The organism is Streptomyces sp. NBC_01498 (assembly GCF_036327775.1).
Classification (GTDB): Bacteria; Actinomycetota; Actinomycetes; order Streptomycetales; family Streptomycetaceae; genus Streptomyces.
In genome coordinates this window covers 6,466,815-6,491,173 of record NZ_CP109598.1, presented here as the reverse complement: position 1 = coordinate 6,491,173, position 24,359 = coordinate 6,466,815, and the positions used below count along the sequence as shown (strand labels likewise).

The 24,359-nt window shown below is 70.5% G+C and carries 24 protein-coding genes and 1 pseudogene; 6 read left to right on the top strand and 19 right to left on the bottom strand.

Annotated elements, in window-relative coordinates; all coding sequences use genetic code 11:
• Nucleotides 1–140 precede the first annotated feature (140 nt).
• From OG875_RS27670 to OG875_RS27650, 5 genes are all read right to left on the bottom strand, one after another.
• Complete coding sequence (locus OG875_RS27670; RefSeq protein WP_330176945.1) at nucleotides 141–344, bottom strand: cold-shock protein; 204 nt, start codon at nucleotides 342–344, stop codon at nucleotides 141–143.
• 112 nt (nucleotides 345–456) lie between these two features.
• Nucleotides 457–741, bottom strand: coding sequence for an SCO5918 family protein (locus OG875_RS27665; RefSeq protein WP_330176944.1), 285 nt, complete (start codon nucleotides 739–741; stop codon nucleotides 457–459).
• A gap of 65 nt (nucleotides 742–806) precedes the next feature.
• A complete protein-coding gene (locus OG875_RS27660; RefSeq protein WP_330176943.1) occupies nucleotides 807–2,351 on the bottom strand; it encodes a DEAD/DEAH box helicase in 1,545 nt (514 codons plus the stop codon).
• A 344-nt stretch (nucleotides 2,352–2,695) separates the two neighbouring features.
• Nucleotides 2,696–2,899 (bottom strand): cold-shock protein, encoded by a 204-nt coding sequence (locus OG875_RS27655; protein WP_330176942.1) that lies wholly within the window; start codon nucleotides 2,897–2,899, stop codon nucleotides 2,696–2,698.
• Nucleotides 2,900–3,458: 559 nt separating this feature from the next.
• A complete protein-coding gene (locus OG875_RS27650) occupies nucleotides 3,459–4,280 on the bottom strand; it encodes a helix-turn-helix transcriptional regulator (protein WP_330176941.1) in 822 nt (273 codons plus the stop codon).
• On the opposite strand from OG875_RS27650, the gene OG875_RS27645 reads away from it, so the two are divergent.
• Entirely contained in the window at nucleotides 4,218–4,559 is a 342-nt protein-coding gene (locus OG875_RS27645; protein ID WP_330176940.1) for a DUF6892 domain-containing protein, read from the top strand. The two genes, OG875_RS27650 and OG875_RS27645, sit on opposite strands and share 63 nt — an antisense overlap.
• 81 nt (nucleotides 4,560–4,640) lie before the next feature.
• Here OG875_RS27645 and OG875_RS27640 read toward each other — a convergent pair whose 3' ends face one another.
• The 3 genes from OG875_RS27640 to OG875_RS27630 all read right to left on the bottom strand — a co-directional run bounded on the left by OG875_RS27640 (nucleotide 4,641) and on the right by OG875_RS27630 (nucleotide 7,385).
• A complete protein-coding gene (locus tag OG875_RS27640; protein WP_330176939.1) occupies nucleotides 4,641–5,372 on the bottom strand; it encodes a hypothetical protein in 732 nt (243 codons plus the stop codon).
• Nucleotides 5,373–5,840: 468 nt separating this feature from the next.
• Nucleotides 5,841–6,287, bottom strand: a complete 447-nt coding sequence (locus OG875_RS27635; protein ID WP_330176938.1) for a hypothetical protein — start codon at nucleotides 6,285–6,287, stop codon at nucleotides 5,841–5,843.
• Between the two features lie 69 nt (nucleotides 6,288–6,356).
• Nucleotides 6,357–7,385, bottom strand: a complete 1,029-nt coding sequence (locus OG875_RS27630) for a LacI family DNA-binding transcriptional regulator (protein ID WP_330176937.1) — start codon at nucleotides 7,383–7,385, stop codon at nucleotides 6,357–6,359.
• 277 nt (nucleotides 7,386–7,662) lie between these two features.
• Between OG875_RS27630 and OG875_RS27625 the strand changes: the two genes are divergently transcribed.
• From OG875_RS27625 to OG875_RS27605, 5 genes are all read left to right on the top strand, one after another.
• The gene (locus OG875_RS27625; RefSeq protein ID WP_330176936.1) at nucleotides 7,663–9,042 is read left to right on the top strand and encodes an ABC transporter substrate-binding protein; all 1,380 of its coding nucleotides are present in this window, start codon (nucleotides 7,663–7,665) and stop codon (nucleotides 9,040–9,042) included.
• Nucleotides 9,039–10,040 (top strand): carbohydrate ABC transporter permease, encoded by a 1,002-nt coding sequence (locus tag OG875_RS27620; RefSeq protein ID WP_330176935.1) that lies wholly within the window; start codon nucleotides 9,039–9,041, stop codon nucleotides 10,038–10,040. The genes OG875_RS27625 and OG875_RS27620 overlap by 4 nt, the downstream gene beginning before the upstream one ends.
• Nucleotides 10,040–10,864 (top strand): carbohydrate ABC transporter permease, encoded by an 825-nt coding sequence (locus OG875_RS27615; RefSeq protein ID WP_330176934.1) that lies wholly within the window; start codon nucleotides 10,040–10,042, stop codon nucleotides 10,862–10,864. Before OG875_RS27620 ends, OG875_RS27615 begins: the two co-directional genes overlap by 1 nt.
• A 77-nt stretch (nucleotides 10,865–10,941) precedes the next feature.
• The gene (locus OG875_RS27610) at nucleotides 10,942–11,922 is read left to right on the top strand and encodes a glycosyl hydrolase family 32 (RefSeq protein ID WP_330176933.1); all 981 of its coding nucleotides are present in this window, start codon (nucleotides 10,942–10,944) and stop codon (nucleotides 11,920–11,922) included.
• A complete protein-coding gene (locus OG875_RS27605) occupies nucleotides 11,919–13,136 on the top strand; it encodes a serine hydrolase domain-containing protein (RefSeq protein WP_330176932.1) in 1,218 nt (405 codons plus the stop codon). Before OG875_RS27610 ends, OG875_RS27605 begins: the two co-directional genes overlap by 4 nt.
• A gap of 142 nt (nucleotides 13,137–13,278) precedes the next feature.
• Here OG875_RS27605 and OG875_RS27600 read toward each other — a convergent pair.
• The 11 genes and pseudogenes from OG875_RS27600 to OG875_RS27550 form a co-directional block, all read right to left on the bottom strand.
• A pseudogene (locus OG875_RS27600) lies at nucleotides 13,279–13,770 on the bottom strand (phosphotransferase); the annotation flags it as partial.
• 119 nt (nucleotides 13,771–13,889) lie between these two features.
• Nucleotides 13,890–14,567 (bottom strand): N-acetylmannosamine-6-phosphate 2-epimerase, encoded by a 678-nt coding sequence (locus OG875_RS27595; RefSeq protein WP_330176931.1) that lies wholly within the window; start codon nucleotides 14,565–14,567, stop codon nucleotides 13,890–13,892.
• On the bottom strand, nucleotides 14,564–15,661 hold the full coding sequence (gene nagA / locus OG875_RS27590) for an N-acetylglucosamine-6-phosphate deacetylase (RefSeq protein ID WP_330176930.1): 1,098 nt from the start codon (nucleotides 15,659–15,661) through the stop codon (nucleotides 14,564–14,566). Before nagA ends, OG875_RS27595 begins: the two co-directional genes overlap by 4 nt.
• Nucleotides 15,658–16,500: a GntR family transcriptional regulator gene (locus tag OG875_RS27585; RefSeq protein WP_330176929.1), complete on the bottom strand. Its 843-nt coding sequence runs from the start codon at nucleotides 16,498–16,500 to the stop codon at nucleotides 15,658–15,660. Before OG875_RS27585 ends, nagA begins: the two co-directional genes overlap by 4 nt.
• 106 nt (nucleotides 16,501–16,606) lie before the next feature.
• Complete coding sequence (locus OG875_RS27580) at nucleotides 16,607–17,632, bottom strand: SIS domain-containing protein (RefSeq protein WP_330176928.1); 1,026 nt, start codon at nucleotides 17,630–17,632, stop codon at nucleotides 16,607–16,609.
• The gene (locus OG875_RS27575) at nucleotides 17,629–18,867 is read right to left on the bottom strand and encodes a sugar ABC transporter permease (protein WP_330176927.1); all 1,239 of its coding nucleotides are present in this window, start codon (nucleotides 18,865–18,867) and stop codon (nucleotides 17,629–17,631) included. Before OG875_RS27575 ends, OG875_RS27580 begins: the two co-directional genes overlap by 4 nt.
• A 2-nt stretch (nucleotides 18,868–18,869) precedes the next feature.
• On the bottom strand, nucleotides 18,870–19,682 hold the full coding sequence (locus OG875_RS27570) for an ATP-binding cassette domain-containing protein (RefSeq protein ID WP_330176926.1): 813 nt from the start codon (nucleotides 19,680–19,682) through the stop codon (nucleotides 18,870–18,872).
• Nucleotides 19,679–20,644, bottom strand: coding sequence for an ROK family protein (locus OG875_RS27565; RefSeq protein ID WP_330176925.1), 966 nt, complete (start codon nucleotides 20,642–20,644; stop codon nucleotides 19,679–19,681). The genes OG875_RS27570 and OG875_RS27565 overlap by 4 nt, the downstream gene beginning before the upstream one ends.
• The gene (locus OG875_RS27560) at nucleotides 20,645–21,757 is read right to left on the bottom strand and encodes a substrate-binding domain-containing protein (RefSeq protein ID WP_330176924.1); all 1,113 of its coding nucleotides are present in this window, start codon (nucleotides 21,755–21,757) and stop codon (nucleotides 20,645–20,647) included. It abuts the gene before it with no gap.
• Between the two features lie 385 nt (nucleotides 21,758–22,142).
• The gene (locus OG875_RS27555; protein WP_330176923.1) at nucleotides 22,143–23,276 is read right to left on the bottom strand and encodes a hypothetical protein; all 1,134 of its coding nucleotides are present in this window, start codon (nucleotides 23,274–23,276) and stop codon (nucleotides 22,143–22,145) included.
• Entirely contained in the window at nucleotides 23,273–24,349 is a 1,077-nt protein-coding gene (locus tag OG875_RS27550) for an ethanolamine ammonia lyase-activating protein (RefSeq protein WP_330176922.1), read from the bottom strand. The genes OG875_RS27555 and OG875_RS27550 overlap by 4 nt, the downstream gene beginning before the upstream one ends.
• Between the last annotated feature and the right edge of the window lie 10 nt (nucleotides 24,350–24,359).

Here is a 24,359-nt window from a genome sequence, read left to right as displayed (position 1 = left end):
GGGGGCGCGGCGCTCGCGCGCAACGGGAGTCACAGTCGCCGCCCCGCCGGGCTGCATCACCCCACGGGGGCGTTCCCTCAACCGGGATCCGGCTTCTCGACGGATCGGTCCGGCCGGCGTTCCGGCGGCGCGGGGGGGTGTCAGGAGGGAAGGATGTTCTCGGCGTGTGGCCCCTTCTTCCCGTGGATGAGGCTGAAGCTCACCCTCTGCCCCTGCCGCAGGTCGAGAGGACTGCCGGCGGTGATGTAGGCGTAGTGAGCGAACACGTCAGCTCCGCCGTCTGTGGGTTCGATGAAGCCGAAGCCTTTCGCCGGATCGAACCACTTGACGGTTCCTGTGGTCATGGCGAACTCCTCCTGCGGTAGTGGCGCTATGAGGTCGTTCTCCTCGGTCGCCCGCCCGTGTTCACCGCGCTGGCGGAAGGTGCGCAACGACCTGTCTACAGCGCGGCGTCGGTCACATGCCTGTCGGCGTTCCGGGGGCGAAGGGGAGGGGCGGGGCGGCTGCGGAGATGGTGCGGCACGTGAAGCCGAGGCGGGTCATCGCCCTGGTCACTTCGCCGGCGGAGAAGTCGCGCCGGTCCTGCCTGGTGATCACTTCTCCCACTTGTTTCACGGGGTAGGTACGGCGGCCGATGATCACGGACTCACCCGTGACAGGCTCGGGCTTGACGCCTTTCATCGAACGCAGGACCTCGCTCTTGACCAGTTCGAAGGGAAAGCGGGCGATGACGCAGTGCATAGTTCCTCAGCTGAGTCGAAGGGGGAGCCGGAGAAGTCGTGACCTGCGGGCAGGTAACCCCTGCCTCAAGCAGCGCTGTTGACGGAAGGCCGACTCGGTGACGTGCCGGTCCGTGCCTGAGGCGCGGCGGAAGCGCGTCGCGTGCGCGCCGGCCTCCTGCGCCCCCCGCGTGAGGAGCCGCCGGTGCTCTTGCGGCGCTCCGAGAACTCCGAGACGGGGGTGGTGATGATGACCGGTACGCCTGAGGGTGCTTGGGCGCCGGTGATTCTGCTCAGTTCGGCTTCGCCGGAGCGGACCTGTGCGATCTGCGGGACGATGCCGGCGTCGGACATCAGGCGCGTCATGTCGCGGCGCTGGTTGGGCAGGACGAGGGTGACGACGCTGCCCGACTCCCCGGCGCGCGCGGTACGTCCGCCTCGGTGCAGGTAGTCCTTGTGGTCGCTGGGCGGGTCGACGTTCACGACGAGGTCGAGATTGTCGATGTGGATGCCGCGTGCGGCGACGTTCGTCGCCACGAGTACCGTCACATGGCCCGTCTTGAACCGGGCGAGTGTCCGGGTGCGCTGCGGCTGGGACTTGCCCCCGTGGAGCGCGGCGGCGCGTACTCCGCTGTTCAGCAGGTGCTCGGTGAGCCGGTCGACGGCGTGTTTGGTGTCCAGGAACATCAGTACCCGGCCGTCGCGTGCCGCGATCTCCGTGGTGGTGGCGTACTTGTCGGCGTTCTGTACGTGCAGGACGTGGTGCTCCATGGTGGTGACCGTGCCGACGGCCGCGTCCACGGAGTGGACCACCGGGTCGTGCAGGTAGCGGCGTACCAGCAGGTCGACGTTGCGGTCGAGTGTCGCGGAGAACAGCATGCGCTGGCCGTCCGGCCGTACCTGGTCGAGGAGCTCGGTGACCTGGGGCATGAAGCCCATGTCGGCCATCTGGTCGGCTTCGTCGAGGACGGTGATGGCCACCTGGTCCAACGCGCAGTCGCCGCGCTCGATCAGGTCCTTGAGCCGTCCGGGTGTCGCCACGACGATCTCGGCGCCGCCGCGCAGCGCGCCGGCCTGGCGGCCGATCGACATGCCGCCGACGACGGTGGCGAGCCGCAGCTTCAGCGCGCGGGCGTAGGGGGTGAGCGCGTCGGTGACCTGCTGGGCCAGCTCACGGGTCGGTACGAGGACGAGCACCAGCGGCTGCCTGGGCTGGGCGCGCTGGCCCGCCGTGCGGACCAGGAGTGCCAGACCGAAGGCGAGGGTCTTGCCGGAGCCGGTGCGCCCGCGGCCCAGGACGTCGCGGCCCGCGATCGAGTTCGGCAGTGTCGCGGCCTGGATGGGGAAGGGCTCGCTCACGCCGAGGCCGGCGAGTGTCGTCATGACGGGGTCGGGCAGTTGGAGCTCGGCGAAGCTCGACACGGCGGGCAGGGCGGGGGTGAGGGTGACCGGCAGGGCGAACTCGCCCTGGAGGGCGGCGGGCCGGCGGCCGTAGCCGCCCCCGGACCGGCCGGAGGAGCCGGGGCGTCCGGAGCCGGACGACGACCCGGGGCGGAAGCGGCTGTTGCCTCCGGTGGAGCCGCCGGAGCGGGTACGGGAATAACGGTCGTTCGTGCGAGGCGTGCGGTTCAAGCTGAACCTCTCTCGATGCGGCACGTATCGAGGAACTCTTGGGCAGAATGACCGCGCAAGGAATCGCAAGAACGAGCCGGGAACGGACAAGCAAGAAGTTAAATAGCGGCAAGTCGGCCGCCCAGGAAATCAACCACAGTGCAGTGAATCCACTGGCGAGGGCGGGCGCAGCACGGCTGGAATTCATTGCCGGAGAACTGGCCACAGGACCACTCGGGGGCAGAGCCTCCACGAAGGGAACCCGAACGGGGCGAGCGGGCCGGAAGACGGCGTGGAGCATGGGGAAACAACAGTTGGGGCCCGCACCCCAAGGTGCGGGCCCCAACAAGTCGCGATGCCGGCGATCAGGCGGGAGTGATGTTCTCCGCCTGCGGGCCCTTCTGGCCCTGCGTGACGTCGAAGTTCACCTTCTGGCCCTCCTGGAGCTCACGGAAACCGGAGGCAGAAATGTTCGAGTAGTGGGCGAACACGTCAGCGCCGCCACCATCCTGCTCGATGAAGCCGAAACCCTTTTCCGCGTTGAACCACTTGACGGTGCCACTAGCCATTTTGATCTCCTTCGGGGGCAAAGCCCTGAATTCCACACTGTGTGGAACTCACGTCGCCGCGATGATCACCCGTCCGGAAGCTTGGCCGGAAATACAAAAGCGCATCCACCGACGGAAAAGCCGGAGGGTGCACTTGAAGTCTTTGGGATCCACAACTGCAACTGAGAACGACAGTAGCACGGGGGGAAGCACCGCACAGAACATTCCATGTCACTACGCCAGTCGCCCCATAAACCCTCGCCGCCAGGTTGATTAATACCTGCTCCTGCCGCAACAGATTCACATCGGTGCTCAGTGTAGAACCTCGAATTCGTCTACTGCGGGCGGCTTTGTTCTACCGGCTGTCTGGTCCGCGGCGGATCGGAGGTGTTTGGCGCGGGGTACGGGTTCCGTTCGACTGGGCGGCCGCGGATGCCCGCTACGGCAAGGGCTGGCGCTTCGAGCTGGAGCAGGCCGACGCCTTCCCCGTGGTGCTGACTCGCGGCCAGACACCGCCGTCCCCGCCGGTCCACCGGCGATCTCCCGAACAGCCACCATGTGTCAGGTCCCGCTCGGGGCGTCATGTCCGTGAGGGCTTGGCGTGGGTCTCCGCTTCGTCGCGCATCCGGTACCGGTAACGCTGGGGCGACTCCCCTGCCTCCCGTTTGAACGCTGTACTGAACGTGCTTTCCGATGCGTATCCCAGGACGGAGGCGAGGGAGGCGATGCGGTCGTCTCCCTCGCGGAGGGCGCGCCGCGCCAGCAGTATCCGCCAGCGGCTGAGGTAGGTGAGCGGTGGCGTTCCCGCCATGATCCGGAAACGCGCGGCGAAGGTTGTCCGGGACATCGACGCGGCGCGCGCCAGTTCCTCCAGCCGCCATGGGTGCCCGGGTTCGGCGTGCATGAGGTTGAGCGCCGGACGCAGCCGTTCGTCGGCCAGTAGCCGCAGCCGTCCCGGGGGAAGTTCGGCCTGATCGATGCAGGCGCGGAGCATGTCCAGCAGCAGGAGCTGACCGTGCTGTCGGACGGCGAACGCGGAGCCCATGAGGTTGCCGGCCACCTCGTCGAGGATCCGGTCGAGGCTGCCGCACAAGCGGGGTGCTGCGGCGGCCGACGCGCGGACGTGCCCGACTGGTGGAAGCGCCTCCAGCAGCAGGGCCTCTCCTGCCGGGTTGAGATCGATATGTCCGCCGAGGACGATGTCGTCGGTGTCGACCAGGTTGGCAGCGTCATCGTGGAAGGCGGAGCAGCCGACCGGCACCTCGATCTCGCGGGGCGGCCCCTCTCCCGTGCCGCCCTGGAGCTCCAGCCAGGAGCGGCTGTTCAGGATTACCTGCCCGTGCTGCTGGCCGAGCGGGGGATCGGCGACCCGGCGTCCTACGTCCTGGAGAACGGCCTCCACACGGAGGTGCTGCCCGGGTCCCAGGCCCATTTCGAGGCTCTGGAGATCCCGGCCGAGCTGCTCACCCGTGTCGAGGAGCTGTGCTTCGACGCCGGGGCGGACGTCTTCCGGCACTGTGCCCCCGCCTGGGACGGCGAGGACGACCTGTTCGACGTCCGCTCGCTCGACGACCTCGCCCCGCTGCCCAACCTGCGGGAGATCACCTTCGTGGAGGACGGCGTCCTGGCGGTGCCGGACGCGGCGACGATATTCGCCGCGCGCGGCATCGACACCGACTGAGCCCCGGCACCCGTTCGCCACCCTCCGCCTCACCGACAGGCGCCGAACGGCGCGGAGCGGGCGCCGTTCGGCCCGGGAGGGTCACCCGGCGAGGGAGGCGTCCTGGAAGATGGAGAGGACGCCGACCCTGATGGGCGCACCGAGCTGTTGGGTGCAGGCGATCCTGCTCTGCTCCGACCAGCTGAAGCCGACCACCGCGGCAGGGCGGTCCCCCGCCCTGCTGTCCACCTTGTTGAGGTCGGTGACCAGGCGCTTCACAAAGCTGGACGCCTTCTCCCTGCCGGTCTCGACCTTCATCTCGATCAGGAAGCGGTTGTCGACGTAGAGGTCCGCGCGGGAGCCCCCGGTGGTGTCCACCGTGAACGGCGGCTGTCGGGTGACCTCCACGCCGGCTGCCCTCAGCGCGAGATAGAGCTCGACCTCCAGCCAGGATTCCCAGCCGCCCGGCGTGTCGCAGATCGCGTCGACGCGATCCTGGTTGGCCCTCGCCCAGGTCACCACGACCCGGATGAACCGCCCGTAGGACGCCAAGTCCGCCGTGGTGCCCTGCGAGCTGTCCGATTCGTCGCTCGATCCGGACGGTGAGTAGGTGCCGGTGGGCTGACCGCGGTACTCCTCCTCGGAGGACCGTTCCTTGTCCTCGCTGTCCTCGTCGTCCTCGCTCCCGTCGACGTCGGTCACTTCCGTCCGTGCGCGCTTGGGCGGAGCCTCCTTGCCGCTGCCCTGCTGGTACTTGCGCTTCCCCTTCGACGTACCGGACGTGCTCGTCTCCTCTTCGGATTGCTCGCCGTCCTGCCCGAAGTCGTCAGACACGGGGTCCCCTCCCTGGTTGGTGCTGTGATCCTCCCGGCAACCGGCATGTCCTGTAAGGACCGTTACAGGACAGATAGTGAGACTTGCGCATGACGTTACTTTTTGCATAGATAGTGCTCGACTAGCTGATTTTCGATCAAAAAACGATCGAAGAAGATCAGATGCCTGATGCGAAGCCATTTCCCCGTGCCGTGCGATAGGCGCACACCCTCACCGCCCTGGCTTGAAACCGACGTACGGGCCGACGTTCGGGGGCGGTCGCCGTCGTGGGCAGCCGAGGGTCTGCTCGGTCGCCGCCCGCACCCCGACCGGCAGGACGACGGCTCTGGGCACGGTCCTGGACACCGCCGCCGGCCTCGGGCACGGTCACCCTCACGGCGCTCAACGGCGAGGCAGGCGCGGGTGGTTCGAGCGGGAAGCCGAGCGTCGACGGCGGCACGGCCGGTGCCGCGAGCCGTGGCACAACGATCAACGCGGGAGACACGATCTCGCCGCGCCGCGGCGGCCGAGCCTGACGGCGGGCCTTGCCGGGGACCGGCCCGGGGCCGTCCCGCTGTCGCCGGGGAGGGCGAGCCCCGGACGGGAGCCGGGTCTCGTCCGGTCCGCCGCTTCCGGTCGGTCCGGCGCCCCGGGAGAGCGCGCCGGTTCGGCGAGCGCGGCGGCGCGCGGGTGCGCGGCGAGCGCGGCCGTCGCCTCGGCGGTCGGCGAGGCGTCCGCCTTCGCACCCCAGGCCGGCAGGTGCGGGCGGCGCTCCCACGGTTCCCGCAGTTCACACACGTCGACACGCCGGCCGGGCCCGACCGCGCGACGCGGTACGACGGCGAGCCCCACCCCGGCGGCGGCGAGGGTGAGGCGGGTGTCGAGGCCGGCGACCGTGGTCGGTGGCGCACGACCGGGGCGTGCGGACCGAGGCACGGCGTCGAGGTCTCCGGACTCCCTACGGCGGGCCCACGGGGACGGCGCCAGTGTGGGGAGGGCACGTCCTCATCTCGTGGGGGCCCGGACCGATCTTCGCTCGATCACCGGCATGGGGATCAAACGGCCGCCGGAGGGTCCGCCGGGGGCGAGCAGCATCTCGACGGAGGCCCGGCCCATGGCCTCGTGGGGCAGCCCGACGGTCGTGAGGCCGGGCCTGAGGTAGGAGGCGAGTTCGTCGTTGTCGAACGAGACGACGGAGACGTCACGGGGGACGGACAGGCCGTGGTCGGCCAGCGCCTGGTACGCGCCGAAGGCGAGGCGGTCGTTCATGCACAGCAGGGCACGGATGTCGCTCCGGCGTTCGAGGAGGGCGTGGGTCACCTCGTAACCGTGCTGCGGCTCCCACTCCAGGCACGACTCCTCGGCGGCGAAGCGCAGTCCCCGCTCACCCATCGCGGCGCGGATCCCGGCGATGCGGCGCGCGACGGTGGTGGAGTGGAAGAGTTCCTTCTCGGCCGCCGCGTCGTGTCCGATGAGGGCGATTCCCTCCCGGTGACCGGCGTCGGCGAGGAGGCCGACGGCCGAGGCGCCGCCGGCGAGTTCGTCGGGAAGCACCGACGCGGGGTGCTTGGCGTCCGTGGCGTTGAGCGTGACGACGCGGGTGGCCGACGGGATCTCGGGCACGAACAGTTCCCGGGCGCGCATGACGGCGAAGATTATGCCGTCGACCTGACGGTCGAGCACGGCCCCGATCGCCTCGGACTCCCGCTCCGGGTCGCCGCCGGTCTCCAGGACGAGCACGACGTGCCCCGCCCGCTGGGCGGCGTCCAGCGCTCCGCGGATCAGGCCGCTGGCGAAACGGGTGGTGGCGACGACATCGGAGATGAAGCCGATGGTGAGGGTCTTGTCGGTACGCAGGCCACGGGCGGCGACGTTCGGCCGGTAGCCGAGCTCGGCGGCGGCCTCGTTGACGCGGGCATGGGCGTCGGCGGAGAGCCGGGAGTCCGGCCTGCCGTTGAGGATCATCGACGCGGCGCTGGTGGACAGCCCGGCGCGCCGGGCGACGTCGGCGAGCGTGACGCGCTTGCGCCCCATGGTTTCCCCTCCCCTGCGGCGCCGCGTGTGGGTGCGCGCGCCGGTCTCCACACAATCACGGCACTCCACCCGCTGAGAATTTCTTCTTGACAGGGATCGTCCCGCGTCCGACTATGAGCACCGCTAAATGCTTTTAGCAAGCAGTTTAGCCCCATCTTCGCATGGGCTGCTGCTCCCGCACCCTCCTCCCGCAGGTCGATCGCCGTACTCGACGGCACCCGCCCGCGCCCCTGGAAGTACCTTCCACGGAGCACGCTCAGACAACGGAGTCACGCAGATGGCACTCAATTCGATCCGTCCCCGCGAGGGACGAGGCACCGCGATACCCGCGCACCGAAGGGCCGTTGCGGTCGCCGTCGCGGCGGGGGCACTCGCCCTGGCGGGATGCGCTCCCGGATCACCGGCCGCGACCCCGAAGGGCTCGGGCGAGGTGGACCTGAAGCTCACGTCCGACAAGATCACGATCAAGATCCAGGACGAGACGGGCTTCCCCGTCTCCGGCGATCTGGCCGCGGAGTTCACCAAGCAGCACCCGAACGTCACGTTCAAGATCGTTCGCGACAGCTTCCAGAACCTCACCGCCAACGCGCCTCGTCTCCTCGCCGGCGCCGACGCCCCGGACCTCATCCGCCTTCCCACCATGGGCGACACCGTCAAGGACGGGCTCCTGACCAATCTGGACCCGTATTTCAAGGGCTACGGGTGGGACAAGTTCTCCGTCGGTCAGCTCGCGGCCTCCCGCATGAGCGCCGAAGGGGTGCGCGGTGAGGGCTCGCTGTACCAGATGGGCCTGGGCTACAGCGTGACGGGCGTCTACGTGAACGAGAAGTACGCCAAGCAGCTGGGGCTCTCCGGCGCGCCGGCCACCGTCACCGAGCTGGAGGAGTGGATGGCCAAGGCCAAGGCCGCCAAGATCCTCCCCGTCCAGATCGGTATGCAGGACGGTGTCGGCACCTTCGCGCTCCAGGCGCTGATCAACCAGTACGGGGACAAGTCCGAACTGGTCGACTGGATGTTCAACAAGCCCGGGGCCACCTTCGCCACCGAGGCCAGTCTCAAGGGCGCGACCGTCTTCAAGAAGTGGGCCGACGCCGGCTACTTCCCGTCCGACGTCAACGCGATCAACTACACGACGATGGTGGCCAACTTCCACGCGGGCAAGGGCCTGCTGATGTTCGACGGAAACTGGGACGCCGCGGGAACCGACAAGGCGATGGGGCAGGGTGCCGCCCGGTTCTTCCTGGCTCCTCCGGCCACCGCCGGCGGCCCGTACGTCGCGATGGGCGCCGCGAACTCGTTCGCCATCCCGGCCAAGGCGAAGAACGCCGACGCGACGGCCTTCTTCCTGAACTGGATCCACACCGACCCCAAGGCCCGGCAGATCGTCGTCGACGTGACGGGCGCCTCCCCCGGCGGCGACCCCTCGCAGGCGATGCCGGAGGGGAAGAAGGGTTCGCTGACCGAGCAGGTCCTCTCGGCGTCGGCGAAGGTCGGATCCGACGACGGATTCGTCGACTTCATGGCCAACACCACGGCCGGGATCTACGCGGGCGCCTTCCAGCCGGACGAGCAGAAGCTGCTGACCAGGCGCATGGAGCCCAAGGCGTTCGTCGACTCCATCCAGGAGTACTACGTGAAGGAGCTGGCCGGTTCATGAGCGACGATGCCCGTAGGCACGAGGCTCCGCCCCTGACGGCGGCGGCCCCCGGCCGGGCCGGAGAGGGCGCTCACGCCACGGGCGTCGGACCAGCTCCTCGCCGGCACGGCCGTTCCTCCGCGCGGGGGGAGGCACGGCGCAGACTCACCGTCGGCTGGCTCTTCGTCCTCCCCGCCCTGGCGTTCTTCTGCGCCTTCGTGATCTATCCGCTGATCACGGCCGTGCGGTACTCGCTCTACAGCTGGAACGGCATCGGCGCCGCCACCTGGACGGGCATCGACAACTACGTCCGGGTCTTCACCGAGCCGGAGTTGCTGATATCGATCGTCAACGCGTTGATCCTCATCGTCTTCTTCACGGTGATCCCGGTCGCCGCCGGCCTGGCCCTGGCGACCCTGATCCGTACGATGCGGCCCGGCCCCTTCGCCACGATCGCCCGTACGGTGCTGTTCCTGCCGCAGATCATCCCGCTGGTCGCCGCCGGTATCGCCTGGTCGTGGATGTACGCGCAGACCGGCACCATCAACACCATCCTCGACTCCGTCGGCCTGGGCTTCCTGTCCCGGTCCTGGCTGGCGGGCTTCGGCACCGCGCTTCCGGCGGTCGGCCTCATCGGTTCCTGGGTGCTCACCGGCCTCTGCACGATCCTGCTGCTCACCGGCATCGGAAAGATCGACGCCTCCCTCTACGAGGCGGCACGGCTCGACGGAGCGGGCTGGTGGCGGGAGTTCGTGACCGTCACCCTCCCCGGGCTGCGGCGCGAGATCGCCGTACTGGTCACCATCACCGTGATCGCCGCGCTGAGCAGCTTCGACATCATCTACACCACCACCAAGGGCGGTCCGGGAAACAGCACCCTCGTCCCCGGCATCTCGATCTTCCGGCTCGCCTTCACCCAGAGCGAAGTCGGCCTGGCGTCCGCCTTCGGCATCGTCCTCCTGGCACTGGTCCTCCTGGCAGTGCTGCCCGTTCAGCTGCTGGCAAGGGAGCGAGACTGATGATCGTCAACAAGGCGGAAGTGATCGTCGGACGCGTCGTCCTCGTCCTGGTGCTGATCCTGACCCTGCTGCCACTCGCGGGAATGCTCTCCGGTGCCCTCCAGCCCGCGGACCGCATCCCCGACGGGTTCTCCTGGCCCAGCGATCCCCAGTGGGGCAACTTCGCCGTAGCCTTCCGGACCGCGCACGTCTGGCAGTTGCTCGGCTCCAGCACGCTCATCATCCTCGGCGTCGTACCGCTCAGCCTGCTCCTGTCCTCACTGGCCGGATACGCCCTGGGCAATCTCCGTATCCGAGGCGGGGGATTCGTCTTCGCCCTGCTCCTGCTGGGCCTGACCATCCCCTTCGAGGCGATCATCATCCCCATCTACTACGAGATCAGCGCCCTGGGGCTGCTCAACACCCAGTGGGCGATCATCCTTCCGCTGATCGGGCTCTACATGCCGTTCAGCGTCCTGTGGATGCGCGCCCATTTCGCCGGGGTGCCCACCGAACTCTCCGAGGCCGCGCGCATCGACGGGGCCGGCACCTTCCAGGAGATTCGCCGCATCCAGCTTCCGCTGGCCATGCCCGCCCTCTCGGCCCTGGCGATCCTGCTGTTCCTGTGGACCTGGAACCAGTTCCTCCTGCCGCTGGTGCTGGTGAACGACCCCGACAAACGCACCATGGCGGGCGCGCTCGGCGCGTTCCAGGGGCAGTACCTCAATCAGCTTCCGCTGCTGTTCGCCGGAGCGCTGATCATCATGCTGCCCACCATCGTGATCTACGTGGTCTTCCAGCGCCAGTTCATCAAGGCGCTCCTCCAGGGCGCGGTCAAAGGCTGAAACACCCTCTCCTCCTTCCCGTCACCCTCACCGGCGCGGCGCACTCACCACGGCGACCGCGGCCACAAGGACGTCATATGACATTTCGCCTGGATCACGCCTGGGTGTGGGACTTCTGGTTCGCCGACGACGGCGACACCTTCCACCTGTACTACCTGCACGCCCCCAAGAGCCTGGGCGACCCGGAACTGCGGCATCGCAACGCCCGGATCGGGCACGCGACTTCGGCGGACCTGACCGAATGGCGGGACCACGGGCCGGTCCTCGGCCCCGGGGCACCCGGGGCCCACGACGAGACCGCCACCTGGACGGGCAGCGTCGTCCGCGGCCCCGACGGTGTCTGGCGGATGTTCTACACCGGAGCCCGCTTCCTCGACACCGGCGGCAACGTCGAGAGCATCGGGGTGGCCCTCTCCACCGACCTGCACACCTGGACGAAGCAGGACGGGCCGGTCTGCCGGGCGGACGGTCGCTGGTACGAGAAACTGGCGGACGCCACCTGGCCGGAGGAGGCGTGGCGCGACCCGTGGGTGTTCCCCGACCCGGCGGGCGACGGCTGGCACATGCTCATCACCGCACGGGCCGGCCACGGTCCCGCCGACGACCGGGGTGTGATCGGGCACGCGACGTCACCGGACCTCCAGGAGTGGACGGTCCGGCCACCGCTCAGCCGGGTGGGCGCGGGCTTCGCGCACCTGGAGGTCCCCCAGATCGCGACCGTCGACGGCGAGACCGTCCTGCTGTTGTCCTGCGACACCCCCCGGCTGTCCGCCGCACGCCGCGAGGCCGACCGGGTCGGCGGTATCTGGAGCGTCCCCGCCCCTGCGACCCTGGGTCCGTACCCCGTGGAGGAGGCCCGGCTGGTCCTCGACGAATCCCTCTACAGCGGGCGGCTCGTCGAGGACCGGACCGGCCGGACCGTCCTGCTCGCCTTCCACAACTCCGGATCAGACGCCGGATTCCCCGGCGCGGTGTCCGACCCCATCCCCGTCAGCTGGTCACCGGACCGCCGCGGCCTCGTACCCCTGACCCTCCAGAGCGAAAGCACCCCGACATGAACACCCGTATCGAGGGCGGCACATCCCCGGGATTCGCCTCCCTCGCGGATGCCTTCGCCGACGCCTTCACCGGCAAGGACGGCATGGGCGCGGCGCTCTGCGTCAGGGTGGGCGGCGAGACGGTCGCCGATCTGTGGGCCGGAACCGCCGACGCGCGCGACGGGTCGCCCTGGACGAAGGACACCACCAGTGTCATCTTCTCCTGCACCAAGGGCCTCACCTCGATTCTCGCGGCCCGCCTCGTCCAGGACGGCCTCCTCGGATACGAGGACCCCGTCGTCGCCCACTGGCCCGAGTTCGCCGCCGCCGGCAAGGAACGGATCACGGTCGCCGATCTCCTCGCCCACCGCTCCGGGCTCTCGGCGCCCCGCGATGTCCTGTCCGTCGAGGACGTCGTCGACTGGGACCGTGTCACGGGCCTGCTGGCGGCCCAGGAACCGTTGTGGCCCCGGGGTGCGGGACACGCCTACCACGCCCTCACCCACGGCTGGCTCGCCGGTGAAGTCGTCCGGCGCGTGACCGGCGGAACGGTCGGTCAGTACTTCGACGAACTCATCGCCACGCCGCTGCACGCCGACGCGTGGATCGGTCTGCCCGACTCGGCGCGGGATCGGGTCGCCCGGCTGCGGGTCGGTGCGAGCCTCACGGCGCTCGTCGCGCGGCAGGCAGCGGCGCGGCCCGCCGGGGAGGTCGACTGGTCCGATCGGGCCATGACCCTCGGGAACGCTTTCCCGACCGAACTCGTCGACGGCGAGCGCGGCTTCAACGACCCACGGATACGGGCGGCGGAGCTGCCGGGAGCGGGCGGCATCGCGTCGGCGCGGGCACTGGCCGCGATCTGGTCGTCCACGGTGACGGAGACCGACGGAGTACGGCTGCTGGACGCCGGCACGGTCGCGGACGCCATACGACCGCAGACCGAAGGCACCCCGGTCTTCGGCGGTCAGCCGCCGTTCCCCCGGTGGGGCATGGGCTTCCAACTGCCCTCCCTCGCCCGCGAGTACCTCGGTCCCGCCTCCTTCGGACACGACGGCGCGGGCGGGCAGGTCGCCTTCGCCGACGTGACGCACCAGGTCGGATTCGCGTTCCTGACCAACCTCATGGAAGCGGGCGACGACCACCGGGCCACGTCGATCGTGGACGAACTCCGCCGTATCCTCCGGGGGTCGGGACGCGGACAGGTGCCTGTGCTCCCTTCCGGGCGAGTCGTCTGACCCGGATCAGAACGCGAACACGGCCCGTCTCGGGTGCGGGATGCCGTGCGGGCCGGACGGAACGGTGCACGTTCGGTGTCCCTGTTCCGCCGGCTGCCCGGCGGACAGCCTTGTCGGCCGGAGGGCCGACAGAGCGGGTCCGTCAGGGCCGTTGCCCGTCCGGGTGGGCGGGGCGGGCCGTCGCGACGAGGCGGCGCAGCGAGTCCTGGGCCGGTGGACCCCAGGTGGGTTTCCCGTTGGGGAGGCCACGGACGCCGTCCTCGCCGATCAGCATGCCGGCGAGGGCGCGCAGCACCGCCCAGCCCCGGGCCCGGCGCAGGGTGGCGGCGTCGACGGTCGGTCGGTACGCCCGGTGGAAGGCGGCCGGGGCGCCGCCCGGCAGCAGGATCCAGGGGGCGGCGAGGTCGCAGGCGGGGTCGCCCGCGCAGAGGTCGCCGAGGTCGATCGCCCCGCAGAGGGTGCCGTCCGCGGTGAGGACGTCGGCGGGGTGGAGGTCGCCGTGCAGCCACAGCGGCGGGCCCTGCCGGTCGGGCGCGGCGACGGCGTCCTCCCAGACGGCGCGGACGGTGTCCGGGTCGGTGATCAGCCCCGCCCGGGTGACCGCGTCGAGCTGCCCGGCGAATCCCTCGTGGTGGCGCGACCGCGCGGCCGACGCGGCGACGTACGAAGAACCGGAGCCGTAGCCGACTTCGATCAACACCGCGCGCCTGCGCACCCGGCTCGGCCCGCCAGGCGGGACCTGTCGGGCACCCCCTACGAAGCGCTGGCGTGCAGCCCGGCGAAACGGGACGTCAGCCAGACCGGGTCCACGATGGCCGAGCCGACCACGACGGCGTGCGCGCCTGCGGCGAAGGCCGCGCGGACGTCGTCCGGTGTCGCGTAGCCGCGCTCGGCGACGACCGGCACTCCGGCGGCGGCCACGAGGTTCTCGACCAGGCCGAGGTCGGGCAGCGGGCCGGTGTTCGCCTTGGCGGGGTAGCCCATGGTGGACGAGCTGACCATCGCGGCGCCCGCCGCCACGGCGGTGCGCGCGTCGTCGATGCCCGGCACGCCCGCCTTGACGGGTCTGCCCAACGCGACGAAGGACGCGACGAGTTCGGACAGGTCCTGCCCGTCGTGGCGGCGGGCCGCCGAGTCCGCCTCCAGTTCGAGGACGTCGGCGCCGGCCTCCACGAGGGCGGCGGCGTGGTCCCGGGTCGGGGTGATGCGGACGACCCCGCCGTGCGAGCCGTCGATGCTCACGGCGAGCACGGGGAGGCCGGGGACGGCGCGTTTCACGGCGCGTACGGCGTCGGGGCCGTCCATCTTCACGGCGACGGCGCCGCCGGCCTGCGCGGCGGCGGCCAGCCGGACGATGTCCTGGACGTGCTGCCAGGGTGACTGGGGCGAGGGGGTGAGCGAGACGATCAGCCCGCGGGGAACGAGGTTCATGCCGTGAACTCCTCTCCGGCGACCAGGACGCGCGCGACGGCGACGTTCTCGTCCGTCACGATCAGGTCGGCCGGGCCGCCGAGGGTGAGTTCCCCGGCGCCGGTGAGGCCGTAGAAGCGGGCGGGGGCCCGGCTGGCCAGGTTCACCGCGCGGTCGACGGGCCAGTCGTGCTCGACCAGCTTGCGGACCTGTTGCAGCAGCGTGACCGTGCTGCCCGCGAGGGTGCCGTCGGGCAGGCGCGGCACGCCGTCGGTGACGGTGACCGTGAAGCCGCCCACGGTGAAGGCACCGTCGCCCGCCCCGGCCGGGGACGCGGCATCGGTGACGAGCATGATGCGGTGCTCGGCGGCCTTGAGCGCGAACAGCGAGGTCTCGCGCGCCAGATGGATGTCGTCGGCGATGAGCTGGATGGCGACCTCCTCCCGGTTGAGCGTCGCGCCCGCGATGCCGGGGGCGCGGTGGCTGAACGGGATCATGCCGTTGAACAGGTGGGTGACGGCGCGGGCGCCCGCGTCGAAGCCCGCGTACGCGGTGGCCGTGTCGGCGCCCGAGTGCCCGGCCTGCACGATGACGCCCTGCCCGGCGGCCCAGGCGATCAGCTCGGGCGCGCCGGGCAGTTCGGGGGCGACGGTGATCGTGCGCAGCGGCCCGGCGTCGAGGAATCGCCGCACGAGACCGGTGTCGGGGTCGCGGAGGTATTCGGTGCGGTGCACGCCGCGGTGGTGCGGGGACAGGAACGGGCCTTCGGCGTGGACGCCGACGATCTTCGCCCCGCGTGGGGCGGAGCGCCGGAGGTCGCCGAGTACGCCGAGCTGGCGGACCACGTTGTCCTCGGAGTCGGTGATGAGGGTGGGCTGTACGTGGAACACGCCGTCCCGGGTGAGCGCGGCCAGCGCCTGTTCGAACTCCGGGGCCGTCGCGGCGTTGAAGTCGACCCCGCCGTACCCGTTGACCTGGAGGTCGACCAGGCCGGGCAGGACGTACCCCGTACCGGTCGACGGGAGGCCGACGCGTACCAGCCTTCCGTCGTCGATCTCGACGTCGCCCTTCACCCAGGCGCCGGCGACGACGGCGCCGCGTGCGGAAACTCTCATGGATACAACCTCGCAAGATGGGGTACGGCGCCGCGGCCGGGGGGTTCCGCCGCGGTCTGGGGGTGGTGTGCGGGGGCGGCCTGGCCCTGGAGGGCGGCGCGGAAGCGGTAGCGGTCGCCGCGGTAGACGCTGCGGCACCACTGCACGACCCGGCGGTTCTCGTCGAAGGTGGTCTGGACGATCTCCAGGACGGGGTCGCCCGAGGTGAGGCCGAGCCGCTCGGCGATCTCGGGGGTGGCGCCGCGTGCCTCGATGACGCAGTCGGCGCGGACGGCGTGCAGGCCGTACCGCTCGGCGAGTGTGGAGTAGAGGGAGGCGGTGGTGAAGTCGTGGTCGCTCAGTCCGGGCGCCGGGCCCTCGGGGATGAGGGAGAAGTCGATCAGGGTGGGGATGCCGTCGAGGTGCCGCAGCCGGACCAGTTCGACCACGGGGGCACCGGGCGCGACACCCAGCAGGTCGGCCTCGTCGAGCGAGCTCGCGCGGGTGAGGCACTTCAGCACCTTCGAGGTGGACGTCAGGCCGTTCGCGGCGGCGAGGTCCGAGAAGCTCACGAGCCCGGTGGCGCCCTCCTCGATCGACTCCGCCTCCGGCTCGCCGGGCCGGAGCGAGGCGGGCGCGGGCGTCTCCGCGCGTACCCACCGGGCACCCGCGACGACGGTGACCAGCCCGGCCGTCTCCAGGTCCTTCAGTGCCTGGCGGACGGTGACCCGGCTGACGTCGAACTGATTGGCGAGAACCCGCTCGGAGGGCATCCTCGATCCGGGGGCGATGACCCCCGACTCGATGCGTTCCCTGAGGTGTTGGGCCACCTTGCGGTGCAGTGCTGGCGAAGTAGACATAGACCTGATTGTGTCCGTTGGAAGGGAGGGGGAGGGACGGCTCCGGTGGCCCGTGGGCGGCCCGTGCCGTACGGAGGCGGGTGTCCGACGGCCGGGCCGGTGACGGCTATTCGCCGTCGTCGAGCTTGGTGCCGGTGTCGAGGAAGAGGAACTCGTCGGGGTCGATGCCCCGTTTCTCCGCCGCGCGCAGTGCCACGTGTTGCAGGAGCGCCGCCACGAAGATCGGAATCTCCAGGGGGCTTCGCGTCTCGACCGGCACCACCAGGGTGCGTTCGCCGTGTGCGACGGGGGCGCCGGTGCGCAGTTCGACGATCTGGCGGCCGAGCGAGCCGAGGGCCCGGACGATCTGCCCGTCGTCGGGGCCGTCGAGGACGAGGTGCAGGGTCGAGGGGTTGGTCGACTCCATCAGCCCGTGCAGGTACTGCCGGGTCTCGAACGACGCGGCGGGCACCCGCACCACCTCGCGCAGCAGCAGCGCGCCGCCCTCGACCGCGCCGTACTGGTCGGCCGGGGCCACCAGATCGATGATCGACGCGGCCGACAGCCGGTCCGCGATCTCCTCGGTACGCGGGGAGTTCGCGGTGAGGAAGGCCGCCAGCCGTTCGCCCAGGGTGAGCCAGGACGCGGACGGTTCGCCGTCGGTCCAGCTCTCGGCGAGCATCGACACGGCCATCGCCGAGGCGGTGAACCCGATGGTCGAGGCGAGGCTGTCGGGCAGGTCGCCGAGGGTGAGGACCGAGTCGGCGGCGGAGGCCATCGGCGAGTCGGTGACGTTGACGACGGCGAGCCTGCGGCCCGGGGCCGTACGCATCACGTCGACGGTCTCGCGGCTGCGGCCCGACTGCGACAGGGCGATGAGCGTGGCGTCCTCGTCGAACGGTCCGGCCTCGGCCGCGTTGAGGCGGACGCTCGGGATGCCGTGTGCGGAGAGGTGGGCGGCCGGGGCGGTGAGGGCCGCGAGGCTCGCGCCGATACCGATGAAGGTCACCCGGGCGGGCCGGCCGGCGGTGGCCGCCGCGGCGAGCGCCCGCTCGCGCAGGACGGGGGCGACCTCGGTGAGCCGGCCGGTCTGGTCCAGCACGCCCTCCTCGAAGGGGATGAAACCCTGTCGCAGAAACGCGTTGACACTCATCGGCCGCTAGCCGCCCTTCCTCGTCGTGCCAGGGAATCGATCACGACGGCGACGACGAGTACAGCGCCGGTGATCACGTATTTGACGGCGGAGGTCTGGTTGAGCAGATCCATGCCGTTGGACACCGCTCCGATGACGAGCATGCCGAGCAGTGCGGAGTAGGCGGTGCCGCGCCCGCCGAAGAGGCTGGTGCCGCCGATGACGGCGGCGGCGATCGCGTTCAGCAGGATGTCGCTGCCGCCGCTGGCCTGGTTGACGGCGAACAGGCGGGAGGCCGCGAGTACACCGCCGAAGGCCGCGAGGGACGAGGCGATCGTGAAGGCGACGACCTTGACCGTGCCGACCTGGATGCCCGCCCGCCGGGCCGCCTCGGCGTTGCCGCCGACGGCGAACAGCTTGCGGCCGAAGGTCGTTCCGCGCAGCAGTATCTCCACGAGCACCACGAGTCCGACGAAGATGAGCAGCGACAGGGGGATGCCGTGCCACCGCGCGAAGACGGTCGTCGCCACGAGGATCACGGCCGTGATCACGGCCGCGGGCACCAGGGTGCCGGTGAGCGGTCGTACGGTCAGCCCCCGCTCGCGCCGCCGCGCCGCGGTGCGGAACGCCCTGCCGAGGGTCGCTGTCGCGTAGAGCAGGGCGATCACGTAGCCGCTCCACGCCGGGAGCGTGGTGTTGGCGAGGGCGGCGATGGGGCCGTCGTAGGGGATGTTGATGGTGCCGTGGTTGCCGAGGACGAGCAGCTGGCCGCCCTGCCAGGCGAGCAGGCCGCCCAGGGTCAGCACGAACGACGGAACGCCGAGCTTGGTGAAGATGAAGCCGTGGAACAGGCCGATCGCGGCGCCGAAGACGACCGCCAGGACGATCGCGAGGACCGGTGGCCAGCCCCTGTTGATGCTCAGTACGACCATCGAGGCGGAGGTGATCCCGCTCACCGATCCGGCGGAGAGGTCGATCTCCCCGATGATCAGGACGAAGACGATGCCGAGCGCGATGACGCCGGTGGAGGCGATCTGGAGGCTCAGGTTGGAGAGGTTCTGCGGGGAGAGGAACCGCTGGTTCGCGATCTGGAAGACCAGCGAGATGACGACGAGTCCGAGGATGACGGGCAGCGGTCCGAAGTCGCCGGTGCGCAGGCGCTGGACTCGCTCCCGTACCCAGCTGCCCTCCGCCGGTGGTGCGGGCGGCACGGCGCCCTGCCGGGGTGGGCGGTCGGTGGCGGTGTTCGTGGTCACGGTCATCCTTCCTCGGCCCGGTCGCGGCGCAGCTTCCGGCGCTTGTGGGCACTGCTGTCGGCGATGCCCGTGATGGCGGCGACGACCTGCTCCTCGGTGGTTCCCTCGACGGGGAACTCGGTGACGCTGCGGCCGAGCCGCAGGCACACGATCCGGTCCGCCACGTCGAAGACGTCGGCGAGGTTGTGGCTCACCATGAGGACGGCGTGGCCCTCGGCGCGCAGCCGCTCGATGAGTTCGAGCACTTCGGCGGTCTGCTCGACGCCGAGCGCGGCGGTGGGCTCGTCCAGGATGACCAGTCGCGGGTCGCCGAGCAGGGACCGTGCGATGGCGACCGACTGGCGCTGCCCGCCGGAGAGTGACGAGACGGGGGCCCGCAGGTCCTTGATCCTCACGGAGAGCCGCTTGAGCAGCCCGACGGCGATCTGTTCCATGTCGAGGGCGCTCAGGAAGCCCCCGTGGTGCTTCTCGCGCCCGAGGAACAGGTTGGCGACGATGTCGAGGTTGTCGCACAGGGCGAGGTCCTGGTAGACGGTCGCGATGCCGAGGCGGGTCGAGTCGATGGGCTTGCGCGGGGACACCTGCTCGCCGTTCACGGACATGGTGCCGCCGTCGCGGGGGTGTGCTCCGGAGACCGTCTTGATCAGGGTGGACTTTCCGGCCCCGTTGTCGCCGACGAGGGCCACGACCTCTCCGGCGGCGACGCTCATGCTGACGTCGCCGAGCGCCTGTACGGCGCCGAAGCTCTTGCTGATGTGCTCCAGTTCGAGCACGGGAGGCGGGCTTCCGCCCGTCTTCTGGACGGTCGGTGTCATCGGCCGTCTCCTTTCGTGTTGCTCGGGTCTGCGGCGGCGACCACGACCGGCCGGGCGCGGTGCCACGCGGCCGCGCCGACGAGGCCGGCGTCGTCACCGCACCGGGCGGCGCGCACCTCGACGTCCCAGGAGACGTGCGAGGTGCCGGTGGAGCGGATACGGCGGTCGAGCTCGTCGAGGAGGTGGGCGCCGGCCGCGCGGGCGAGCCCGCCGCCGACGACCAGGACGTCGGGCGAGGCGACGTGGCACAGGAGCACCGCAGCGGCGGTGGCCGCGTCGGCGATGTCGGCGAGCGCGCCGGCCGCCAGGTCGCGGGCGTGCCGTGTCTCCGGGGCGGTGCCGGTGGCGGCGGCGAGTTCCCGCAGGGTGCGGTGGTCGACGTCCCTGCCGAGTTCGCGGGCGGCCTGTCGTACGCGCTGCCCCGAACCGAGGTCCTCGATCATGGGGCGGTCGGCGCCGAGCAGGTGCAGGAATCCGATCTGGAAGCCGGACAGGCGTCCGGACAGTACGCGGCCCTCGCTCACGACCGCCGCGCCGATCCCGGTGGACAGGGTGAGGTAGGCCGTGGTCGTGGTGGTGCTTCCGGCGCCGAAGTACGTCTCGCCGATGGCGGCCAGTTCGGCGTCGCCGGCCAGTTCGACGGCCAGTCCGGTGACGGCGGCGAGGTGTGCGGCCGACAGCCGGTCGAGGTCGGTGGCCGGGAGGTTCCGCGCCACGTGCAGCCGGCCCCGGACGTGGTCCACCCGTCCGGGCAGGCCGACGACCGCGGAGACGGCGTCCGTACCGGCGGCGGTCCGGGTCATGAGGTCGGCGACCTGCTCGTGCGCCGCGCCGTGCCGGACGGGCTCCTTGAGCCGGGCGGTCAGGGCGCCGTTCCGGTCGACGAGCGCCGCGCGGACCGTGGTGCCGCCCAGGTCCACTGCTACGTACTGGGCGGCATCACCGGTGGGGAGGGTGGTCACTCAGCTGAGTCCCGCCTTGACGCACGCCTTCTTGTAGTCGGCCGTGCAGATCTGGTCGACGGTCAGATAGCCGCTGTCGATCAGGATCTCCTTCATGTTCTCCATCGTCACGGCGATGGATTCGAGCAGGTAGGCGGGCACTTTCTGGGCGCCGTCGTCCACGGTGCCGTTGAGCAGGTCGCCGGAGGGCTTCTTGCCGGTGGCGAGCGCGGCGGCGGCCCTGGCGCCGATCTGCGCCTCGGTCTCGACGGGCAGGTACGTGCTCTCGTAGAGGTCGCCGGCCACCATGTTCTGGATGGCGTCGAGCTGGGTGTCCAGGCCCGTGACGGGCGGCATGGGCTTGACGCCCGCGCTCTTGAGCGCGGCGATGACACCGGTGGCCATGCCGTCGTTGCCCGCGTAGACGCCGTCGATGTCGGACGCGCCGAGCTTGGTGATGGCCTGCTGCATCTGGTTCTGCGCGTTGGCGGCCGACCAGCCCTTGGTGTCGTACTCGGCGGCGACGGTGAAGCCGGACGAGTCGATGGCCCCGTGGGCGCCCTCCTTCTCGGGCTTGGCGCCGGAGTCGACGGGGTCGCCGTTCATCATGACGACGTTGCCGGAGGTCTTGCCGTCCTTCTTCAGCTTGTCGAGCAGTGACTGCATGCCGACGGCGCCCTGCTGGACGTTGTCGAACTTCACCGCGTAGTCGACGCCCGCGTTGTAGATGACGCGGTCGTAGCTCATGACCTTCGCGCCCTGGCGGCGGGCGCTGGCGACCGCGGCTCCGGCGGCGTTGGAGTCGACGGGGTCGATCACCAGCACGCTCGCCCCCTCGGTCAGCGCCGACTCGGCCTGGCTGAGCTGCTTGCCGGCGTCGCCGGCGGCGTTGTAGTAGCGGAGCTGACAGGTGGGGCAGCTCTTGGCGAGCTCCTTCTCGAAGGTCGGCTTGTCCCGCGCCTCGTACCGCGCGGTGGCGTTCTCCGGGAGCAGGAGGGCGACGATCGGGTTCTTCTTGGCGTTGCCGACGGCGGAGCTGCCGGAGCCGGACGCGTCGTCCGTTCCGTCGGAGCCGCTCTGTCCGCACGAGGCCAGCAGGAGGGCTCCCACCGCGGCCACCCCTACGACGGCCATGCGTCGGTGCGAATGAGAAGTAACGTTCATGAGTGTTTTGTCCCCCTCGGGCCATTTGTGGCGGAGTGATGTGACGCACGCTAGAACCGGGGGCAACCACTGGTCAACCCTTTGGTATCACGTATCGATAACTGAACTAGACCACTGGTATTAGTCGCCTCTGGCCAGGCCATCTCCACCTGGCCCTTTCGCATGACGCGCGTCGGGAGCGACTTCGACCCGGCCGGCACTCGGCCGCGAACCCCTCGGGTCCACATCTGGTCCGAACCAGTGGTCATATACCTGGCGGGCCTGCGGGCAGCCCGCGCGGGCCCGCCCGCGCATGCCGACAAGGCCGTCGCCGCCGCTGCGGCCACGGCCTCGTGGGCGGTGCTTCCGGACCCGGTCAGGACCGCCCGGTGTACAGGTCGTCCGGCATGTCCGGGGTGATGCCACGAGCGGTCAGGGAGGTCACGTAGTCGTGCCGGATGCGGGGGTCCTCGCTCTCGTACGGGAGGAGGCTGCCGCCCTCGTGGACGGGGACCAGCACGCCGGGGCGGCCGTCCACGATCGGGTTGCCCGCGCGGCGGACACCCGTCGGGTGTTTCACCCCGCCGCGGAAGGCCAGTTGACGGGCCGCCACCCGGCCCGTGTTGAAGTGCTGGTGGAACCATTTGCTCGGCGGGCTGTAGAGCGAGCCCTCGCCCCACTCGACGCGGACGACCCGGTCGCCGTTGCCGCTCTCGTACGGGCGGCTGCCCGCCTCCTGGGGCCAGATCAGGACGTAGCCCTCGGACCGGAGGCCGTACAGGATGGCCCCGCCCAGGTGGTGGTGCGCCTTGTGGTAGCGGCCCACCGGCCAGGAGGTGATGTGGGCGGCGATGGTGTTGCCCGCCATCTCGAAGACCGTCGCGTCGACCCCTCTGCCCTTGACCCCGAGGGAGTCCAGCGCGATCTCGTTGATGTCGGCGACGAAGTTGGTCTCGGCGATGCCGCCGAAGTAGTTCTCGTAGCGGGTGCTGTGCGCGTAGTACGTGCCGCCGGGCTGGAAGCGGTCGGTGAAGCGGTAGTCGTTGGCGAAGACGAAGTCCTCGTTGTGGAACAGGTCCAGCACCATCGGCGCGTCGTTGACGGCCAGATAGACGACCGGCTCGGAACCGGTGTTGTGCAGGACGTACGAGCAGTTGAGGGGGATCGCGAAGAAGCTGCCGCGCTGCCATTCGAAGGACGTACGGCGGGAGTCGCCGGGCAGCCAGACGTCGGCCGTGCCCCGCCCGGCGAGCACGGTGACGAACTGCTGGTGCAGATGGCGCTGGCGCTCCAGCGAGCGGCGGCCGGCTATCTCGCCGATCTGCGTCCCGGTGAAGCCCTCCATGCCGTGGAGCTGGACGAAGGCCGCCCGGCCGCCGGTCCGCGCCCAGTCGGCGCGCTCCAGTTCCCGGACGTCGGCGACGCCGTACCCGCGGTGGACGGGCAGGCCCTCCTTGCGCATCCAGCCGTCGTAGAAGGTCTCCCGTGCCCGGCCACCGTTCGCTGTCATGCCCGATTCCTCACTGTGTTCCTCGCTGTGCCGTGGAACTCCGCCATGCGCGGCTCGACGCCGTTGTCGGCGCACGCCTCGCGGTACATCTCGCGGACGGCCGGGCTCTCGTCCGCGTAGTCGATCTGGTCGCCGCCGAGCCGGGTGCTGACGGAGGACATGGGCAGTCCGGTGGCGGGGTCCCGGCGCGCGTTCAGATGGCGCAGCGCGAGATAACGGGCCGGTGCGGGGCCGGTGTTGAAGTGCTGGTGGAACGTGTCGCCCGGTGGGACCACCAGGGAGCCGGCGGACCAGTCGAAGCGTTCGACGGGCTCCCCCTCCTTCCACATCAGGCTGTATCCGGTGCCGCCGAGGATGACCACATGGGCGCCGGGCGCGTGACGGTGTGCCTTCTTGTAGGTGCCGACGGGGAATTGGGACACGTGCGCCATCATCGTGTTGCGGGCGAGCCGGAACTGGACGTTGGTGCCGCCCGCGCCGCGTTCGCGGTAGTCCACGAGTCCGAACTCCCGCACGTCGGGGACGAAGTTGCTCTCCCAGAGCCGGCCGGTGAGTGTGCCCTCGCCGCCGAAGTAGCCGGCGGCCCCGGAGTAGCGGGCGGTGAAGTCGTACGGGCAGTCGAAGACGAACTCCGCCTCGTCGAACAGGTTGATGACGACGGGGGCGTTGGTGACGGCGAGGAGGGTGGCGGGCTGTTCCCCGCTGCCGTTGAAGTGCTGGTAACGGAGGTTCAGCGGGATCGCGAAGAGCGAGCCGGTCCCCCACTCGAAGCTGCGCGGTTCCCCGCCGGGTCCCCAGACCGTGGTGCTCCCCCGGCCGGAGAGCACATGGATCATCACCTCGTGGAGGTGCCGTACGGGGTGCAGGGACCCGCCCGCCGGAATCCGGCTCACGTAGCAGTCGTTGCTGCGGTCGCTGTCGTCGTGGTTGATGAAGACGCCCTCCCCGCCCACGCGTGCCCAGGGTTTGAGCGGCAGTGCCCGCAGGTCGGGGATGTGGAAGCCGGGGACGACGTCGATTCCCTGGCCGCGTGACCACCGGGCGTAGGCGGTGGGCCGTTTCGGGGACCGCACGGGACCACCG

Excerpts from the sequence above, each read along its gene's own strand:
- OG875_RS27580 (WP_330176928.1), bottom strand. The coding sequence starts at position 17,632 with ATGAGTGTCAACGCGTTTCTGCGACAGGGTTTCATCCCCTTCGAGGAG.
- OG875_RS27570 (WP_330176926.1), bottom strand. The coding sequence starts at position 19,682 with ATGACACCGACCGTCCAGAAGACGGGCGGAAGCCCGCCTCCCGTGCTC.
- OG875_RS27610 (WP_330176933.1), top strand. The coding sequence starts at position 10,942 with ATGACATTTCGCCTGGATCACGCCTGGGTGTGGGACTTCTGGTTCGCC.
- OG875_RS27620 (WP_330176935.1), top strand. The coding sequence starts at position 9,039 with ATGAGCGACGATGCCCGTAGGCACGAGGCTCCGCCCCTGACGGCGGCG.
- OG875_RS27595 (WP_330176931.1), bottom strand. The coding sequence starts at position 14,567 with ATGAACCTCGTTCCCCGCGGGCTGATCGTCTCGCTCACCCCCTCGCCC.
- OG875_RS27555 (WP_330176923.1), bottom strand. The coding sequence starts at position 23,276 with ATGACAGCGAACGGTGGCCGGGCACGGGAGACCTTCTACGACGGCTGG.
- OG875_RS27605 (WP_330176932.1), top strand. The coding sequence starts at position 11,919 with ATGAACACCCGTATCGAGGGCGGCACATCCCCGGGATTCGCCTCCCTC.
- nagA (WP_330176930.1), bottom strand. The coding sequence starts at position 15,661 with ATGAGAGTTTCCGCACGCGGCGCCGTCGTCGCCGGCGCCTGGGTGAAG.
- OG875_RS27560 (WP_330176924.1), bottom strand. The coding sequence starts at position 21,757 with ATGGCCGTCGTAGGGGTGGCCGCGGTGGGAGCCCTCCTGCTGGCCTCG.
- OG875_RS27665 (WP_330176944.1), bottom strand. The coding sequence starts at position 741 with ATGCACTGCGTCATCGCCCGCTTTCCCTTCGAACTGGTCAAGAGCGAG.
- OG875_RS27670 (WP_330176945.1), bottom strand. The coding sequence starts at position 344 with ATGACCACAGGAACCGTCAAGTGGTTCGATCCGGCGAAAGGCTTCGGC.
- OG875_RS27630 (WP_330176937.1), bottom strand. The coding sequence starts at position 7,385 with ATGGGGCGCAAGCGCGTCACGCTCGCCGACGTCGCCCGGCGCGCCGGG.
- OG875_RS27625 (WP_330176936.1), top strand. The coding sequence starts at position 7,663 with ATGGCACTCAATTCGATCCGTCCCCGCGAGGGACGAGGCACCGCGATA.
- OG875_RS27585 (WP_330176929.1), bottom strand. The coding sequence starts at position 16,500 with ATGTCTACTTCGCCAGCACTGCACCGCAAGGTGGCCCAACACCTCAGG.
- OG875_RS27655 (WP_330176942.1), bottom strand. The coding sequence starts at position 2,899 with ATGGCTAGTGGCACCGTCAAGTGGTTCAACGCGGAAAAGGGTTTCGGC.
- OG875_RS27615 (WP_330176934.1), top strand. The coding sequence starts at position 10,040 with ATGATCGTCAACAAGGCGGAAGTGATCGTCGGACGCGTCGTCCTCGTC.